This is a genomic window from Streptomyces sp. NPDC007189 (genome assembly GCF_040703635.1).
Classification (GTDB): Bacteria; Actinomycetota; Actinomycetes; order Streptomycetales; family Streptomycetaceae; genus Streptomyces.
Window position 1 is genome coordinate 65687 of record NZ_JBEYEY010000008.1, and the last position, 18169, is coordinate 83855.

12 protein-coding genes are annotated in these 18169 nt (G+C 71.4%); 2 read left to right on the forward strand and 10 right to left on the reverse strand.

Features of this window, described 5'->3' with window-relative positions:
- Window positions 1-37 precede the first annotated feature (37 nt).
- The 9 genes from AB0950_RS18260 to AB0950_RS18300 form a co-directional block, all read right to left on the reverse strand.
- Complete coding sequence (locus tag AB0950_RS18260) at window positions 38-856, reverse strand: hypothetical protein (protein WP_360160672.1); 819 nt, start codon at window positions 854-856, stop codon at window positions 38-40.
- The gene (dgoD, locus tag AB0950_RS18265) at window positions 853-1998 is read right to left on the reverse strand and encodes a galactonate dehydratase (RefSeq protein WP_366778922.1); all 1146 of its coding nucleotides are present in this window, start codon (window positions 1996-1998) and stop codon (window positions 853-855) included. Before dgoD ends, AB0950_RS18260 begins: the two co-directional genes overlap by 4 nt.
- Window positions 1995-2732, reverse strand: a complete 738-nt coding sequence (locus tag AB0950_RS18270; protein ID WP_360571925.1) for a FadR/GntR family transcriptional regulator — start codon at window positions 2730-2732, stop codon at window positions 1995-1997. Before AB0950_RS18270 ends, dgoD begins: the two co-directional genes overlap by 4 nt.
- Before the next feature lie 40 nt (window positions 2733-2772).
- A complete protein-coding gene (locus tag AB0950_RS18275) occupies window positions 2773-3546 on the reverse strand; it encodes an SDR family oxidoreductase (protein WP_360160678.1) in 774 nt (257 codons plus the stop codon).
- Between the two features lie 57 nt (window positions 3547-3603).
- Complete coding sequence (locus AB0950_RS18280) at window positions 3604-5703, reverse strand: alpha-galactosidase (protein WP_366778923.1); 2100 nt, start codon at window positions 5701-5703, stop codon at window positions 3604-3606.
- Complete coding sequence (locus AB0950_RS18285; RefSeq protein WP_366778924.1) at window positions 5700-6548, reverse strand: carbohydrate ABC transporter permease; 849 nt, start codon at window positions 6546-6548, stop codon at window positions 5700-5702. Before AB0950_RS18285 ends, AB0950_RS18280 begins: the two co-directional genes overlap by 4 nt.
- Window positions 6548-7486: a sugar ABC transporter permease gene (locus AB0950_RS18290; protein WP_366779064.1), complete on the reverse strand. Its 939-nt coding sequence runs from the start codon at window positions 7484-7486 to the stop codon at window positions 6548-6550. Before AB0950_RS18290 ends, AB0950_RS18285 begins: the two co-directional genes overlap by 1 nt.
- Before the next feature lies 1 nt (window position 7487).
- Window positions 7488-8777, reverse strand: a complete 1290-nt coding sequence (locus tag AB0950_RS18295; protein ID WP_366778925.1) for an extracellular solute-binding protein — start codon at window positions 8775-8777, stop codon at window positions 7488-7490.
- A 116-nt stretch (window positions 8778-8893) separates the two neighbouring features.
- A complete protein-coding gene (locus AB0950_RS18300; protein WP_366778926.1) occupies window positions 8894-11035 on the reverse strand; it encodes a glycoside hydrolase family 27 protein in 2142 nt (713 codons plus the stop codon).
- A 279-nt stretch (window positions 11036-11314) separates the two neighbouring features.
- Here AB0950_RS18300 and AB0950_RS18305 point away from each other — a divergent pair, with 279 nt between their 5' ends.
- Window positions 11315-15391 (forward strand): discoidin domain-containing protein, encoded by a 4077-nt coding sequence (locus AB0950_RS18305; protein ID WP_366778927.1) that lies wholly within the window; start codon window positions 11315-11317, stop codon window positions 15389-15391.
- A gap of 482 nt (window positions 15392-15873) precedes the next feature.
- Here the strand turns inward: AB0950_RS18305 and AB0950_RS18310 are convergent, their stop codons facing one another.
- Window positions 15874-16518, reverse strand: coding sequence for a dihydrofolate reductase family protein (locus tag AB0950_RS18310; RefSeq protein ID WP_366778928.1), 645 nt, complete (start codon window positions 16516-16518; stop codon window positions 15874-15876).
- Window positions 16519-16982: 464 nt separating this feature from the next.
- Here AB0950_RS18310 and AB0950_RS18315 point away from each other — a divergent pair, with 464 nt between their 5' ends.
- On the forward strand, window positions 16983-17924 hold the full coding sequence (locus AB0950_RS18315; RefSeq protein WP_366778929.1) for a DMT family transporter: 942 nt from the start codon (window positions 16983-16985) through the stop codon (window positions 17922-17924).
- The last annotated feature ends 245 nt before the right edge of the window (window positions 17925-18169 follow it).

An 18169-nucleotide genomic window follows, 5' to 3' on the forward strand; every position in this document is an offset into this window, starting at 1 on the left:
GCGCCCGGGGCCGCTGGGCGGGGCGGCGGTCGAGGGGTCAGGGGCAGCGGCAGCCGGCGATCAGGGTGAGCCGCCAGCGGACCTCGCCGGAGGCGGGGACGCGGGCCGCGTCGTCGGGGCCGGCGTCGGCGAGGTCGAAGGCGCGGCCCAGCATCGGTTCCACCCCGGTGCTGCGGTAGGGGTCCTGCTCGGGGAAGCCGCCCAGGTTGCGCCACAGGGCGACGGACACCGGCTGCCCTGCGGCCTCGACGGCGAGGGCGAGCCGGTCGGGCCCGTCGTGGACGCAGACCCGGCCGTCCGCCAGGACGGCGCCGGCCGCGGTGCCGTCGTCGGGGCCGAACCGGTCCAGGCGCAGTCCGCGCGGTGCGGGCCAGTCGCCCTCCACCCAGGGGGCGCCGTCCGGCCAGAGGCCGTCGAGCAGAGGTGCCGCCTCCGGGAAGACGCGGGTGGCTGTTCCCGTAGCGGCCCGGAGTTCGGCCCGCTCGGAGAGGTCGAACAGGGCGTGGGCGGCCCAGATGAAGCGGTAGCCGGGGTCGGCGGTGAGCGTGTAGTCGGCCTCGACGCCGTCGGCGGTGGTCCGGACGGTGCGGGTGAGGGTGAACGCGTCGCAGTCGACGCGTTCGGTCCCGCCGTCGCGGGTCCAGGGCCGGGACCAGGCGTCACCGTGGTCGGGGGTGCCGCGCACGGTGGGGACGCACTCCTCCAGGCCGCCCGCGTCCACGAAGGCGTCGCCGGGTGCGACGCCGTTGCGCGCGGGGTCCGGTCGGTGCCACAGCCATTCGCGGTCGCCGGCGCGCAGCGAGGTCCAGCGTCCGCCGTGCGCGGGGTCGGTGGTGAACGCGAGGGGCACGCTCACCACTCCGTGAAGGAGCCGTCGGCGTGCCGCCACACCGGGTTGCGCCAGGCGTGCCCGGTGCGGTCGGCGGCGCGTACGGCCTTCTCGTCCACGGTGATGCCGAGGCCGGGGGCGTCGCCCCGGTGGGCCTGTCCGGCGGTGAAGCGGAACGGCTCGGGGTCGACGACGTAGGAGAGCACGTCGGCGTCCTTGTTGTAGTGGATGCCGCGGCTCTGTTCCTGGATGAGGAAGTTGGGCGTGGCGAAGGCCACTTGGAGGCTGGCGGCGAGCGCGATGGGGCCGAGCGGGCAGTGCGGGGCGAGCAGGGCGCCGTACGTCTCGGCGAGGGAGGCGATGCGGGTGACCTCGGAGATGCCGCCGGCATGAGAAAGGTCGGGCTGGGCGACGGCGATGCCGGCGTTCAGCGCGGGCAGGAACTCGGCGCGGGAGAAGAGGCGTTCGCCAGTGGCGAGGGGGACGGAACTGACGGCGACCAGGCCGGGCAGCAGGTGGCCCTGCTCGGGCAGGACGGGCTCCTCCACGAACAGCGGGTGCAGCGGGGCGAGTTCGGTGAGGGCACGGCGGGCCGAGGCGGCGCCGAAGCGCCCGTGGAAGTCGACGGCGACGTCCCGGTCGGGGCCGAGTACGTCACGGGCGGCGGCCACGCGGGCGACGACGGCCGCGGTCTCGGCGACGGTGGCGACGGGCGAGGTCGGTCCGGCCGCGTTCATCTTGACGGCGGTGAAGCCCGCCTCGACCTGTTCGGTGACCTGCTCGGTGAGCTGGGCGGGCTCGTCGCCGCCGACCCAGGCGTAGACGCGGACGCTGTCTCGGACGGGGCCGCCGAGCAACGCGTGCACGGGGGCGCCGTACGTCTTGCCGGCGATGTCCCACAGGGCCTGGTCGAGTCCGGCGACGGCGCTGGACAGGACGGGGCCGCCCCGGTAGAAGCCGCCCTTGGTGAGGACCTGCCAGTGGTCCTGGATGCGCAGCGGGTCCTGGCCGACGAGGTACTCGGAGAAGACCTCGACGGCGCTTCTGACGACCTCGGCGCGGCCCTCGACCACGGGTTCGCCCCAGCCGACCACGCCGTCGTCGGTCTCGACGCGGCAGAACAGCCAGCGCGGAGGGACCAGGAAGGTTTCGATGCGAGCGATCTTCACTTGCCGCCGCTGCCTTTCGTGTCGTCGGGGGCGTCGACCCGGTCCAGGTCGCGGCCGGCCTGGTCGAGCAGGGCGCGCATGGCGGCCTCGGCGGCCTGCGGGTCACGGTCCCGTACGGCGTCCAGGACGGCGCGGTGGGCGGGGACGGGGTCCTCGCTGTGCGGGGAGCTGTGCACGATCCGGTCGCGATGGGCGAGGCCGGACTCGATGACCATCTCCATGCGTTCGAGGAGCTCGTTGTGGGTGGCGGCGAGCAGCGCCCGGTGGAAGGCGAGGTCGGCGTCGACGGCGTGCGCCGGGTCGGGCTCGGCGCGGTCCATCGCGGCGAGCGCGTCGTCCAGGGCGGCGAGGTCGGCGTCGGTGCGCCGTTCGGCGGCGAGCCGTACGGCGGCGGGTTCGATGATGGCGCGGACCTCGGCGAGGTTGCGCAGCAGGAGCCGGTCGGTGTCGCCGGTGCTGCCGCCCTCGAACTGCCAGCGCAGCACGTCGGCGTCGAGCAGGTTCCAGTCGGCGCGGGGGCGTACGAAGGTGCCGCGTTTCTGGCGAGCGTCGACCATGCCCTTGGCGGCGAGCACCTTCAACGACTCGCGCAGGGCGGTGAGGCTGACGTCGAGTTCGCTCTGCAGCGCCACGAGGTCGAGTGTGGCCCCTTCGGGGATCTCCCCGCCCAGGATGCGGCGCGCCAGTGCCTCCACGGTCTGGCCGTGGACACCTCGGCGGGCGTAGGGCGTCATGTCGTAGACCCTTTCTTGGTTCGCGGGCGGTCGGCGGTGCTCACGCGGAGGACTTGACGACGCTCCAGCCGCCGTCCACGAGGAGGTGGGACCCGGTGATGTAGCCGGCCTCGTCGGCGCTGAGGAAGGCGATGGCGGCGGCCACCTCCTCGGGGGCGCCGAAACGGCCGGCGGCGGTCTCCGCGACGCTGCGGGCGCGGTCGGCCTCGGAGACCCGGTCCCAGGCGGCGGTCAGGATCGGTCCGGGCAGGACGGCGTTGACCCGGACCTCGGGGCCGTACTCGACGGCGAGCTGCCCGCACAGGGAGAGCAGCGCGCCCTTGGTGGCCGCGTAGGCGGGGTGACCGGGGATGCCCTTGTGGGCGTGAACGGACGAGGTGAACACGACGGCACCCCGACGCTCGCGCAGGTCGGGCAGCGCGGCGCGAAAGCCGAAGAAGCCGCCGGTGACGTTGACGGCGAGCTGCCGCTGCCAGGACTCGGGCGTCATCTCGTGGGCGGGGCGGACATCGACGGTGTAGGCGTTGGAGATCAGGACGTCGACCGGACCGAAGGCGTGGGCCGCGTCGACGACGCGGGTCCAGTCGCCCTCGCTGGAGACGTCGGCGTGGACGTAGGCGGCCCGACCGCCGTCCTTGGTGATGCGTTCGGCCACGGCCTCGCCCCGCTCGTCCGCGATGTCGGCGAGCACGACGGCGGCTCCCTCCTGCGCGAGGCGTTCGGCGGTGGCCGCTCCGATGCCGGAGGCGGCTCCGGTCACCACGGCTGTGCGGCCGGTGAAGCGTGCACCGTACCTTCGTGCGGGCTGGTACATCGTGGGGTTCGGCTCCTTCGTGGGTGGTGGGGGGCTTCGGAGCGGGCCGGCGCCTGCCTAGCCGCGGGTCAGTATGACGAGCCGGGCGTCGTGGTCGGCGGTCCAGGCGAACGGCAGACCGTAGTGCAGCAGGTGGGCGCCGCTGTAGTCGGTTCCGGTCTCCTCGTCCCGGTAGGCGGCGGCCGGGTCGAGTCCGCGCAGCCGGAGCCGGGCGGGGCGGCCGGGGACGCGCGGGGCGCCGTCGAGGACGCCGGTGCTGAACGCGGCGACGACGGTGCGCGGGCCGCATGCCTCGGTGTACTGGACGCCGCAGCTCGCCTCCTCGGGGCTGCCGAGGAGGCGGGCCTCACCGTGGTGGACGACGTCCCGGATCTGCTTGTAGCGGTCGATCCAGCGAGCGGCTTCGGCGCGCTGTTCCGGGTTCCAGGAGCGCAGGTCGGCACCGATGCCGAGGACGCCGCACATCGCCAGCACGAACCGGAAGGCGAGCGAGCGGGGCCGGGGGTCGAACACGCCGGGCGAGTCGGTGACCCAGGAACTCATCACGTGCGGGGCATGCGCGTGCAGGAAGCCGTACTGGATGCGGAGCCGGTCCAGGGGTGCGGTGTTGTCGCTGGGCCAGACCACGTCGGTGCGGGCCAGGGTGGCGTGCTCGATGCGTGCGCCGCCGCCGGCGCAGCCCTCGACGGTGACGTGCGGGTGGGCGTTGCGCAGGTGGTCCAGGACGCGGAGGTAGCCGGCGACGTGTCCGGCGTCCAGGTCGAGCCGGTCGGCGGGTCCGGCGCCGGGCCGGCCTCGCTCGGTGGGCGGTCGGTTCATGTCCCACTTGAGGTACTCGATCGGGTACTCGGTGAGCAGCCGGTCGAAGGTGCCGATCACGAAGTCCTGCACGTCGGTGCGGCCGAGGTCGAGCAGGAGCTGGTTGCGGACAAGGCGGCTGGGGCGGTCCTCGACGCGGTAGACCCAGTCGGGGTGTTCGGCGTGCAGGCGGCTGTTCGGGCTGACGGCCTCGGGTTCGACCCACAGTCCGAAGCCGAGGCCGAGGGCGCGCACGTCGTCCACGAACCGGCCGAATCCCTGCGGGAACTTCGCCGGGTCGGGGTACCAGTCGCCGAGGCCGCCGGTGTCGTCGGCGCGGCCGGTGAACCAGCCGTCGTCCACGACGAACAGTTCGGCGCCGATCTCGGCGGCCGCCTTGGCGAGTTCGAGCTGGTCGGCCGCGTCGACGTCGAAGCCGGTGGCCTCCCAGGAGTTGTAGAGGACCTTGCGGGTGCGGTGCAGGCGGTCGCCACCGAGGTGCCGCTCGTAGCGGTGCCAGACGCGGGCGAGGCCGTCGCGTCCCTCGGGGCTGAACGCGCAGGCCAGGCGTGGGGTGGTGAGGGTCTCGCCAGGCGCCAGGACGACGGCGCCCTCGTGCGGGACGCGGCCGGCGCGGACGCGGACGGCGCCGCCGGGTTCTGCCTCGGCGGTGATGTGCCAGTTGCCCGACCACTCCAGGGCGATGCCGTAGGTCGGGGCGGTGCCGTCGTCGGGCAGGGCCGCGTCCTGGACGGCGAGCCAGGGGGCGTAGGCATGGCCGGCGACGCCCTGGGTGCTGCCCATGGTGAATGTGCCGCGCCTGAGGTGGAGTTGCGTGTGCGTGAACTCCTGCGACCACTGTCCGGTGAGGCAGGTCAGCCGGGCGCCGTCGGCGACGGGCACGGTGATCGCGCCCGAGTCGAGGCGTTCCAGGCGGAGTTCGCCGTCGCCGGTGCAGGTCAGCTCCGTCCAGCGCAGGATGACGTCGGTGCCGGGCACGGTGGCGTAGCACAGGGTGGTGCGCAGTCCGGCGACGTCGTCGGTGAACGCCAGGCGCAGGCCGTCCGCGTCATGTTCGGCCCCGGCGAACTCCCACCACACGCCGCGCTGGTCCCCGGAGTGCCCGACGACGAGGTCGGCGCCGGTGAAGGGGCGCTGGCCCTGCGGCAGGTACTCGGCGGGGGCGGCGTCGGCCGGGGTGACGAAGTGGGTGCGCCGGGACCAGTCGAGCGCGGACGGGCCGTCCTCCGCGCCCAGGGGTCCCCAGGCGTCGAGTTCGGCCCAGGGGCCGTCCGGGGAGAGCCGCACCGTGTAGCTGGTGCGTTCCGTGCGGAGAGTCCAGCGTTCGTAGGGGGTCATTTCACCGCTCCGAGGTTGAGGCCGGCCACGAAGTGACGCTGGAACCGCAGGAACACGGCGACCGTGGGGGCGGCGGCGATGACGGATCCGGCCGCGATCACGTTCCACATGGAGACGTACTGTCCCTGCAGGCCGATCAGCGCGGCCGTGATGGGCATCTTCGTGTCGCTGCGCAGGACGGTGATGGCCCAGAGCAGGTCGTTGAAGATCCAGGTGAAGGCGAGTGCGCCGAGGGCGGCGAGCGCGGGGCGGGTGAGCGGGAGGATGATCCGCCAGAAGATCTGCCAGGGGCCGGCGCCGTCGACGACGGCGGCCTGCTGGATCTCGTTGGGGATGGCCCGCATGAAGCCGTGCAGGACGAAGACGTAGAAGCCGACGCCGAAGCCGATCTGCACGCCGATGAGGGCGGGCAGGGTGTCGTAGACGCCCATGATCTCGCTGAGCTTGGACACCGGGATCAGCAGGATCTGCGGGGGCAGCAGGTTGCCGCCGAGCATGAGCAGCAGCAGGGTGCGGCGCAGCGGCATCTCGTAGCGGCTGAGGGCGAACGCGGCCATGGCGGCGAGTGCGAGGGTGATCAGCACGCAGGGGACGGTGACGATCAGGCTGTTGATCAGCGCGCGCTGCTGGCCGCCGTCGACCCAGGCCTGGCGGAAGTTGCCGAGGGTGAAGGAGTGCGGGAGGCTGCCGAGCCCGTTGGAGGCGATGTCGTCGAACGAGCGGAGGCTGGTGACGAGGACCAGGGCGATGGGCAGCAGCCAGAGCACGGACAGCAGTCCGGCGCTGAGGTGGAATCCGGCGGTGGCGGCCCGCCTGCGCTTCAGGGCGGTGGAGTTGGCGGACATCAGTCGGCTTCCCGGAACGCGCGGACGAGGTAGGAGCAGATGACGCCGAAGGCCAGCACGAAGATGACGACGGCGAGGGCGGAGCCGTAGCCGAGCCGCAGGGACTGGAAGGCTGTGGAGTACATGTAGGTGCTCAGCAGTTCGGACGAGTGGTAAGGGCCGCCGCGGGTGAGTGACCAGACGACGTCGAAGGAGCGCAGCGAGTCGATGACGATGACGGACAGCACGACGGCGTTGACGCTGCGGAGCTGTGGAAGCGTCACGTGCCGGAAGCGCTGCCAGTGTCCGGCGCCGTCCATCTTGGCCGCCTCGTACAGCGAGGGGTCGATGCCCTTGAGGCCGGCCAGGTAGAGCACCATGACGTAGCCGATCTGGCGCCACAGGGCAGGCACGATCACCGCGTACAGGGCGGTGTCCTGGTCGGCGAGCCAGGCGTGGCGGAGGCTGCCGAGGCCGACGCCCTGGAGGATCTCGTTGAGCACGCCGTCGGGCTGGTAGATCGCCTGCCAGACGAGGGCGGTCGCCACCAGGGAGAAGACGACGGGCAGGAAGAGGGCGGCGCGGTAGAAGCCGACGCCGCGGCGTTCCTGCTGGAGCAGCAGGGCGGCGCCGAGGCCGAGGATCGCGGAGAGTCCGCCGAACAGCACCAGCCACAGGACGGTGTCGATCGCGGCGGTCCGGAAGACCTCGTCGTGCACCATCTCCTGGAAGTTGCCGAGGCCGACGAACCGGGGCGGGGAGACGCCGTCCCATGAGGTGAGGGCTAGGTAGAAGCCCTGGAGGGCGGGCCAGAAGACCCAGAGGGCCTCGGCGAGCAGGGGGATGAGGACGAAGGCGAGGACGAGCGGCGGGGTGCGGCGGACGGGTCCCCGGCCGCGCCCGCCGCTGGGCGGCGTGTCGGCCGGGGGCTTGCGCGCGGTGGTGGTCAGCACTGCCACCTCAGGCACCCCAGATCTTCTGGGCGTCGCGCTGCCAGGTGGTGAGGATGGAGCCGACGTCCTTGGGCTTGGCGATGAACTTGGTGAGCGCGGTGTCGGCCGTGGGCTGGAGGGCGTCGCTGGAGTCGCGGTTGAAGAACTGCGTGATCTCGGCGGCGGACTCGATGTGCGCGCGGCCCTTCTTCACCAGGGCCGTGCCGGCGTCCTTGGCGTCGGGATTGCAGGGCAGAACGGTGCCGGAGGAGCCCTTGATGTAGATCTCCTGGGCCTCGGCGGTGGCGAGGTACTTCAGCAGGTCGCCGACCTGCCTGGCACGTCCGCTGCGGGCGCTGGCGAAGTAGCCGTCGGTGGGGGCCTCTTCGGCGAGCGGGACCTTGGGGTCGATGACCGGGAAGCGGAAGAAGTCGATGTCGTCCAGGGCGTCCTTGGGTGCGGCGTCGGCGAAGAAGGTGCCGATGAGCATCATGCCGGAGCGGCCGTTGAGCAGCGCGGTGGTGGCGTCCTGGAAGGCGACGGCGGTGCCGTTGGGGTCGAAGTAGGGCAGGACCTCGGTCCAGCGGTCGAAGACCTTGCGCACCTCGGGGTCGTCGAAGCGGTGTTTGCCCGCGAGCAACTGGCGGTGGTAGTCGGCGCCGTTGATGCGGATGTTCAGGTAGTCGAACCAGGCGGAGGCCACCCAGGGGGTGTTGCCGCCGGCGCCGAGGCCGATGGGGGCGACGCCCTTGGACTTGAGCTTGTCGCACAGGCCGAGGAACTCGTCCCAGGTCTTGGGCTCCTTGACGCCCCACTTGGCGAAGTGGGACTTCCGGTAGAACATGCCCCACCAGTAGTAGGTGGAGGGCACGAACACCTTCTTGCCGGAGCTGGAGGTGCACAGCGAGTTCAGCGCCTTGGAGTAGCGCTTGAGGTCGGGCGAGGAGGCCCAGACGTCATCGAGGTCGAGCAGCAGGTTCTTCTTCGCGTAGGCGTCGGCGACCGAACCGGGGTACCACGTGTAGACGTCCGGCGGGTTGGCGGACGTGAGGTACGTCGGAAGCTGGGTGCGGAAGGTCTCGGCGGCGACGGTGTTGAGGCTGACGCGCTCGGACCCCTTCTTGGCGTAGGCGGCGGCCAGGTCCTCCATCGCGGCCTTGGCCTGCGGCGCCGAGAGGTTCGACTGGAGGGTCACCGCTCCCTTGGAGGAGGTCTTGGCGTCGGAAGTGGAGGTGACACAACCACTGAGCAGAACCGCCGTTCCGGTGGCACCGAGTCCGGCGAGGAAACGCCGACGGCTCGTCTGAAGGTTCGTCATGAAGGGCTCCCTGGGGATTCACGCGGCGGGGCCGTGGGGCCGGGGCCGGGCGCGGCCCCGTCGCGGCGAATCAAGGTTCGCGTGGCACTCACACCACGTCAAGATTAATTACTAATTTATTTGAACTGGATACGGTGGACCGTGCCGTCGACACCGCGGTAGACCGCGTCGACCGTGCCGCCCGGGCCCGCGACGGCGCCGAGGGAGCCGTCGAACGCGGCGCTCGGGAACTCCTCGCGCTTGCTCCAGCCCTGCCAGGCGCCGGCGTCGTACCGCTGCTGCCAGAGCGTGTAGTCGCCGGCGCGGACGTAGAGCAGCACGCCGGCGCCGGAGGCGACGAGGGTCGGGCTGCCGCTGACCGTACCGCCGACCGAGGCCCAGTCGGACCACGCGCCGCCCGCCGAGCGGGTGCGGGTCCAGATGTCGTCGGCGGCGGAGCGCACGGCGACGTGGACGCGGCCCTCGGAGTCGACGGCCGCCGACGGCCTGCCGTACGCCGGGCGGCTGCCGGGCGCGCCGAGCGAGGTCCACCCGGTGCTCGCGCCGCGCTGGACGACCTGTCCGTCCGCGCCGGTGGCGAACAGCGTCCAGTGCGCGGGGTCGGTGAAGGCGACACTCGGGGCGTCGGCCACCGTGCCGCCCAGGCTCTGCCAGTCGCTCCAGTGACCGCCGGTGTAGGCGCGCCGGTAGACGCGGGAATCGGCGCCGCGTACGAAGACGTCGATCCGGCCGCCGGCCGAGGCGTACGCGGCGGGCTGGCCCAGGATGCCGGCGCGGACCGGGCCACCGAGGTCGCGGACACGGTTGCCCTTGCCCTCGGAGGTCTGCTGGAGCAGAGTGCCGCGCGGGCCGCGCACGAAGGTGCTCAGCGCCGAGCCGGTACGGACGGCGGCCGGGCTCGCCGTGGCGGGCAGGCCGAGCTTCTCGCCGGGTAGCGCGTCCTCCCCGGTGAGCCGGAGGAAGGCGGTGCCGTGCGCGGGGACGGTGACGGTGTACGACCCGGTGTGCGTGCCCCGGTCGGCGCGGGCCCGCAGGTCGCGGACCTCGACCCGGCCGCCGAGGGCGGCGTCGGAGAACGTCACGGTGCGCTCGGCCGGCTGGTCGGAGCGGTTGAGCAGGACGACCGCACGGCGGCCGTTCCCGGAGAGCACCTTGCTGTAGACGTCGCCGGTGGCGTCGGTGGCCACACGAACGCCCTGGACGCCGAGGCGGTCCTGGTCGACGCCGATGATCTCCGGGTTGCGCAGGGTGGCGAGCATCGACGGCGACAGCGTGCGCGGGTCGGAGCCGAGGATCAGCGGGGAGCCCATCTCCGCCCACATGACGAGCTGGGTGGTCGACTCCTCCTCGGTCAGCTCCAGGGCCCCGTCCGACATGCGGCGCGTCGGGATCAGATAGTCGGGGTCGTTGTAGTGGCCGGGGCCCTGGGCCTCGGGGTGCCAGGCGTTGGCGTCCATGTTGCGCAGAACGTTGGGCCACTGGCCGGGGCTCGGAGTCCCCCAGGCGATGTCGGTGCCGGTGCGCCAGGAGTCCGCGATGGTCGGCGCGTAGGCGTAGGTGTTGTGCGCGTCCTGCTCCGGGGTGTGGGGCAGGCCCCAGTCGTCGGTGAGCGGGTTGCACAGGTTCAGCAGCATCTTGCGGCCGGACTTGGCGACCGCGTCGCTGAACTCCTTGAACGCCGCGCCCGGATCGAGCTTCTCGGCGATGCCGCACAGGAAGTCGACCTTGATGGCGTCGACCTTCCACCCGGCGAACTGCTGGGCGTCCTGCTCGTAGTGGCCCCGGCTGCCGAGGCCGCAGCTCTTGCCGCCGTCGTAGGTACCGGCGTCGGTGTAGATCCCGGCCCGCAGGCCGCGCTTGTGCAGGTAATCGACGAGCGCCGGGATGCCGGACGGGAAGCGCTCGGGACTGGCGACCAGCCGCCCCTGCGCGTCGCGGGGGTTGTCGGCCTGCCAGCCGCCGTCCAGCCACACGATGTCGTAGCCGCTGTCCCGCAGACCGCTGCTGACCAGCTCGTCCGCGACCGAGCGCACCTCCTTCTCGGTGGGCGCGCCGAGGCCGTAGTAGGTGTTCCAGCCCATGTAGGGCGTGGGCGCGAGACCGCTGTCGTAGTAGTCGGGCGCGCCCTGGTCCACGGCCGGGGCAGCGTGGGCGGAGGGCGTCACGGTGGCGGCCAAGGCCACCGAGGTGGCCGCGGCGAGTGCGGTCCGGGTGAACCGGACGCGTCGGTGATCGTGTACGGGCGAGCGTGAAGTCACGTGCCTCTCCCAGAGGTTGGGAAGCGGGATGCCTGACGCGGGCCGCACTGGAGCGGGGGCCTACGGCGTCACGGCGAAGACTGTGACGCCCGTCCGAAACGCTGTCAACATTTATTCCTAATTTACGAGAAGCAAAGCCGAAGCTCGCCTGGCATCTTGACAGCCCTGCGCAGCGGCGGCAGTGTTCGGCAACGTTGTCAGCCCGGCTTTGGCAACGTTGTCACCCCTGATCCCACCGGCCCGCCATTCCCTTGGTCTTCCCTGATCGGAGCCTTGTTCATGTCGGATCAGTCCTCCGCGCCCTCCCGTCGCACCGTACTGTCGGCGGGGTCCACCCTGCTGGCCGGGTTCGGCCTCGGGATGGGCCCGCTCGCCTCCGCCGCAACGGCCGGATCCGGACACCCCGACCGGGCCACTCCCCCGGCCGAACTCGCCGCGTACCGGCCGGTTTCGGTGTCCTCGACCGACTACGCCCCGACGCCCGCCGAGTTCGCCGTGGACGGTCTCGCGGTGCGCGGCGTGAAGGGCAGCTGCTGGCGTGCGGCGGCGGGCGACCCGCAGTGGATCAAGGTGGACCTCCAGGCGCTGTGCGAAGTCTCCTCGCTGCGGCTCGTGTTCGAGGCGACCTCCGACGACCCGCCCTTCAAGGACTCCCCGACCGGCAGCCCGCGCGACAACACCACCGGCCAGGAGATCCTGTCCAGTTGCGCGGTGGCCTTCGTCATCGAGACCTCGCGCGACGGGAAGTCCTGGACGGTGGTGTACCGCACGGACTCCGGCAAGGGCGGCGAGATGGAGATCGCCCTGCCGGACGCGGTCAGCGCGCGCTGGGTACGGATGACGGCCACCGAGCGCTCCAACTCCAACCCGCTCGGCCTCAACGGCCTCCAGGTGTACGGCACCTGCCGCACCCGGCGCCCCGAGGTCACCGGCTGGACCGACTGGGGCACGCGCGAGCGGCACCCCCAGCCGTTGCGGCAGGCCGCCGACGGCACCGTCCCGCTGGAGTCCGGCTGGGACCTGACGATGGACGACTGTGCCGGCGCCGGCGGTGCCGCGCTGTCCCGCACCGGGCACGACACGAGCCGCTGGCTCCCGGCGACCGTCCCCGGCACGGTGCTGACCTCGCTGGTGGACCAGGGGCATCTGCCCGACCCGGTGGCCGGGTTCGACAATCTGCACGTGCCCGAGGCGCTGTCCCGGCATTCCTGGTGGTACCGGCGGGAGTTCGCCCTGCCCAGGGGTCTGCAGACCGGCGCGGGACGGCACCTCTGGCTGGAGTTCGACGGCGTCAACCACGACGCCGAGGTCTGGTTCAACGGCACCAAGGTCGGCGCCTTCTCCAACCCGTTCTCGCGTGCCTCCTACGACGTCACCGAGCTGCTGGCATCCGGCGAGCAGGCGCTCGCGGTGAAGATCACCCCGATGCCCTTCCCCGGCAGCCCGGCCGACAAGGGCCCGGCCGGCCTCGCGTTCGTGGACGCGGGCGCCACCATGATGAACCGCAACTCCCCCACCTACCTTGCCTCCTCGGGCTGGGACTGGATGCCCGCGGTGCGCGACCGGGCGGCCGGCATCTGGAACCACGTCCGGCTGCGCTCCACCGGCGCCGCCGTCATCGGCGACCCGCGAGTGGACACGCTGCTGCCCGGCCTGCCCGACACCCGCACCGCCGAGCTGACCGTCGTGGTCCCGGTGCGCAACGCCGACTCCGTCGACAGGCGGGTCACCGTCACCGCCGCGTTCGACACCGTCAAGGTCACCCGGACCGTGACGGTGCCCGGCGGCAGGAGCACCGACGTCACCTTCGCCCCCGCCGACTTCCCGCAGTTGCGCCTGCGCGACCCGCAGCTGTGGTGGCCCAACGGCTATGGCGAGCCGAACCTGCACGACCTCACGCTCACCGCTGCCGTGGACGGCCGGGAGAGCGACCGCCGCACCACCCGCTTCGGCATACGCCAGTTCGGCTACGAGTACGGCGCGCTGCCGATGACGTTCCGGTGGAGCAGCGACATCTTCACGCAGACCGTGGACTTCACCCGGCAGAAGGCCCGGTACGTCCGCATCCTGTGCCACACCCGCGCCACCCAGTGGGGCTTCTCCATGTGGAGCCTGTCGGTCCTGAACAGCTCCACCCCCGGCGATGACCTGGCTCTCGGCAGAAAGGCCACCGCGTCCTCGGTCGACGACCCCTCGCGCGAGGCGGGCAACGTCACCGACGGCAACGGCGACACCCGTTGGTCGTCCTCCTTCGACGACGAGCAGTGGGTCCAGGTCGACCTCGGCTCCTCGGTCTCCTTCGACCGGATCGCGGTCGACTGGGAGCAGGCGTACGCGAAGACGTACACCGTGCAGGTCTCCGACGACGGCTCCGCCTGGACCGGCGTGAAGGACGTGGACAACGCCGCCGCACCGCTGCCGTTCCACACCGCCGGCTCGGCGAGCATGCAGAACGTCGAGTTCGACGCGGTCACCGCGCGGTACATGCGCGTGTTCTGCCGGACCCGCGCCACCGGCTGGGGCTTCTCCATGTGGGACCTCGCCGTCGTCGACAGCGCCAGACCGGGCATCAACCTGGCGCTGCGCAAGCCAGCCACCGCCTCCTCCGAAGGTGAGGGCACGGTCGCCGGCAACGCGGTGGACGGCGACGTCAACACCCGCTGGACCTCGGTCTACGAGGACGACAGCTGGATCCGGATCGACCTCGGTGCCCCTGAACGGTTCGACCGGGTGGCGATCACCTGGGAGCAGGCGTATGCGCGGACCTACACCATCCAGGTCTCCGACGACGGCACCGACTGGAAGGACGTCACGTCGGTCGACAACTCCATCGCGCCGCTGAAGATCAGCGTCAACGGCGTGCGGGTGTTCTGCCGGGGCGGCAACTGGGGCTGGGACGAACTGCTGCGCCGGATGCCTGCCGAGCGGATGGACACGGCGGTGCGGATGCATCGGGACATGAACTTCACGATGATCCGCAACTGGGTCGGCAGCAGCAACCGCGAGGAGTTCTACGCCAGTTGCGACGAGCACGGCATCCTGGTGTGGAACGACTTCCCGAACGCGTGGGGCATGGACCCGCCGGACCACGACGCGTTCAACAACACGGCACGCGACGTCGTGCTCCGCTACCGCATCCACCCGAGCATCGTGGTGTGGTGCGGGGCCAACGAGGGCAATCCGCCCGCCGCGATCGACGACGGCATGCGCGACGCGGTCCGCACCGGGGCGCCGGGCGTGCTCTACCAGAACAACTCGGCCGACGGCATCGTCACCGGCGGCGGCCCCTACGGCTGGGTGGAGCCGGAGAAGTACTTCTCCGCCTCCACGTACGGCAGCAAGAACTACGGCTTCCACACCGAGATCGGCATGCCCGTGGTCTCCACGGCGGAGACCGTGCGCCGGTTGGTCGGTGACGAGCCCGAGTGGCCCATCGGGGGCGCCTGGTACTACCACGACTGGAGCACCAGGGGGAACCAGGCCCCGCAGAACTACCGCGCGGCCATCGAGTCCCGGCTCGGCACGGCGAAGGACCTGGACGACTTCTGCCGCAAGGCGCAGTTCCTGAACTACGAGAACCACCGCGCCATGTTCGAGGCGTGGAACGCCAAGCTCTGGGACGACGCGAGCGCCCTGCTGCTGTGGATGTCCCACCCGGCCTGGTACAGCACGGTCTGGCAGACGTACGACTACGACTTCGACGTCAACGGCGCCTACTACGGCTCCCGCAAGGCCTGCGAGCCCGTGCACGTGCAGGCGAGCCCGGTCGACGGTCAGGTCATCGCCGTCAACCACACCCCGCGTGCCATGCGCAGGGCCACGGTGACCGCCCGCTGGTACGACCTGGACGGCCGCCAGGTGGCCGACGAGCAGAAGGCGACCGTGGACGTGGCCGCGTCCGCGACAGCGAAGGCGTTCACCACCGGCCCGAAGGACTCCCTGCCCGACCTCTACCTGCTGCGCCTGCGGCTCACGGACGAGCACGGCCAGACGCTCGCGGAGAACACATACTGGCGGTACAAGACCCCGGAGGCCATGCAGTCGCTGAACACGGCGCGACGGACCAGAGTCTCCGTGGACATCAACGGTTCGCGCGGTGTCTCCGGCGGGCGACGGGAGCTCACCGCGAAGGTGACCAACCAGGGTTCTTCTGTAGCGGCAATGGTACGGCTGTCCCTCGTGGACACACGGTCCGGGCACCGGATGCTGCCCGCCGAGTACGGTGACAACTACCTGTGGCTTCTGCCGGGCGAGTCCCGAACGATCACCGTGTCCTGGCCGGACCACACCGTAGAAGCGCGGCCGGGGCTCAAGGTGGAGGGCTACAACGTGCCCGAAGTGACGGGTCGGCCCTAGCGGGGGCCGCCGGCAGCTGAGCGGAGAACTTGGCGCTGTAGGTGCGGGCGAACTCCTCGATCGGCTTCCGGCGTGCGTGCGGTCTTCGGCGTTGTGGATCTCCTGCATCGCCTTGGTCGTGCGTGCAGAACTCACACGGGGACGGGTGAACATCCCGCGCCGGACGGCGTCTCGCGCGGTCCCCCCGCGGTCCGGCTTGGGACGTCCAAGGTCAGAACGCACCGCGTACAGCACCATGCCGCCGGAACCCGCTTGCCCCTCCAAGTCCCCGTGCCCGAGCGGGCAGGATTAAGGAGGGCGTTGTAAGGGGCGGGCACTGGTTTCTCCGGCGCGGCCCCTGTGGGAAGCCCGGCCGCAGGGGTCGTGGCGGGTTGGTTGAGGGGAGCGGGAGCAGATGATGGCCAGCAGCCGGCAGTGGCCGGCCCGCTACGGCAGGCAGGCCCCCCTCGCCGGCGCAGCCTGAACTCAAGTGGGCCCTCGCGTCACCTTCGCCAGAACAGGTGATGCGTCACCCCGCTCGGGCTGGGCACGACCTCCAGGTGGAACCGGTCGAGCAGCTCATCGGGGGACTCCCACAGGCGCAGACCGGACCCGAGCTTCACCGGTGAGACCGCCACGTGCATGGTGTCGACGAGGCCGGCATCAAGGAACTGCCGGATGGTGGTGACGCCGCCGCCGAGTCGGACGTCCTTGCCCCGCGCTGCTTCCCGCGCCCGTTGGAGGACCGTGGCCGGGTCGCCGTCAACGAAGTGGAACGTGGTGTCGGAGAGCGTGAACGACGGACGCATGTGGTGGGTCATCACGAACACCGGCGTGCGGAACGGGGGCTCCTCCCCCCACCAGCCGCGCCACTCATGGTCCGGCCAGGGCCCGCGCTGGGGTCCGAACTTGTTGCGGCCCATGATCTCGGCACCGATGTTGCGCGCGAAGTCCCGCGTGAAGTAGTCGTCGAGGCCCCGGCTCCCCCCAGGATCGGTACGCATGGGCCAGCTCGCCGTGGCTCCGGCCCAGGCGAAGAGCCTCTCGGGATGGTCGTGGCCGAACGGCCGCTCGAGGCTCTGGTGCGCACCGGCACCGATTCCGTCACTGGAGATGCTGAAGTTCATGACTTTCAGTAGTTGATCCACGGGTTTCCTCATCAGGTCCTGTCGCGTCATCGTGCGGCGAGACGCCGCACACCATGACGTCGAACGGGACCTGGCCGGATCGACAGCGGCCCGAAACTTTTTTCCAAGGCACGTCAGAAGCGGCCCCATTGTCGGTGCGGTCGTGGCGGACGCAGACGGCATCGAGGCGGCCGGGGTGTCCGCCCGCGACCACTCACCTGCGTCGCAACGGATGCCACCGGACAACCCGGCGCACGTACGAGCGCGCGACGTCGCTTGCGTCACCGGCGCCGTCAGCTGACTCCTCGACACATGCGAACCGGTCGGCGAGGTACGCCCCGGCCGCGACCCCGGCGATGTCATCATGCTCATGAGTGTGTCCGGAGCCATTCGGCCGGTGTTCCGGTCCGCTCTCGCCGGGTGCTCACGGCGTCCGGCACACGTGAACCCGCGGTGCCCCCAGACGTGGCGAGGAGTGATCCATCGTGTCCCGTCCGACCGGCGGCCGGCAGGCGTCCGCTTCCCGGGAGAACGGGCGGGCCGGTGGTTCCCGGTTGACGCGGTATCCGGCGTGGACCATGGCGATCGGGGCGCTGTCCGTGTCGGGATCAGCCATCCTTCTCGATCTGTCACACACCTCGCCGGGCACGGCCTCCTTCTACCGGTGCGTCCTGGCTCTGCCGGCGCTGCTCGTCCTCGCGGCCGCGGAACGCCGTCGCACGGGCGCGTTCCCGCGTCCACGGTACGGTCTTGCGCTGTTCGCGGGAGCGCTGTTCGCCGGTGACATGCTGCTGTGGACACAGGCGATCGGCGAGATCGGGGCAGGTCTGTCAACCGTGCTGGTCAACGTGCAGGTGGTGCTGGTACCGCTGCTGGCCTGGGCGGTCGACCGCGAACCGGTGCCCCGCCGCTTCCTGTGGTGGCTGCCAGTTCTGCTCGTGGGAGTGGTGCTTACTGGCGGAGTGTTCGAGCCAGGTGGATCTGTCGGTTCCGATCCACCGCGGGGTACCGTCCACGCGGTGCTGGCGGCAGTGTGCTACTCGGGGTTTCTGTATCTGCTGCGCCGCGGGGGCCATGCCGGGCCGGTACGGCAGACGTACACGGCGGTCGTTGCCTCAGCGGCGGCCGTCTCACTGGCCATGGGTCTGCTCTGGTACGGGTTCGACCCGACGCCCGGGTGGCGGGCTCTCGGCTGGCTGCTGGCGGTGGCCGCCTGCAGCCAAGTCGTGGGATGGCTGCTGGTCGCAGCCGCCTCACCCAGACTGGCCAGCCACGTCGGTGCGGTCCTGCTGCTCCTCACCCCGGTCGGCGCGGTGGCCCTGGGAGCGGTCGTACTGGGCGAGCGTCCCACTCCGCTGCAACTGGCGGGCTGCCTACTGATCCTGGTCAGCGCGTACGTCACCACGGCCCGAGGCGGCAGACGGTAGCCACGACGGCGCGAACGCCGATGCCGACGGGACCTGCGTGGCCGCAGCACACTGGTGCGAGCCGGAAGGTGCTCCTCCAACCTCCCTGCCATCCGGGCCGCCGCCACCAGCGCCGCCCCGCAGCTTCCGTGATCTTCCAAGCTGATCGGCACCGAGCCCTGGCCGAGCAGGTTGGCCAGACGTTGCAGCCAACCTCGTGTGCTCCATATGGCGGAACCGCGGTTACGGACAGCACGGTGGGACGT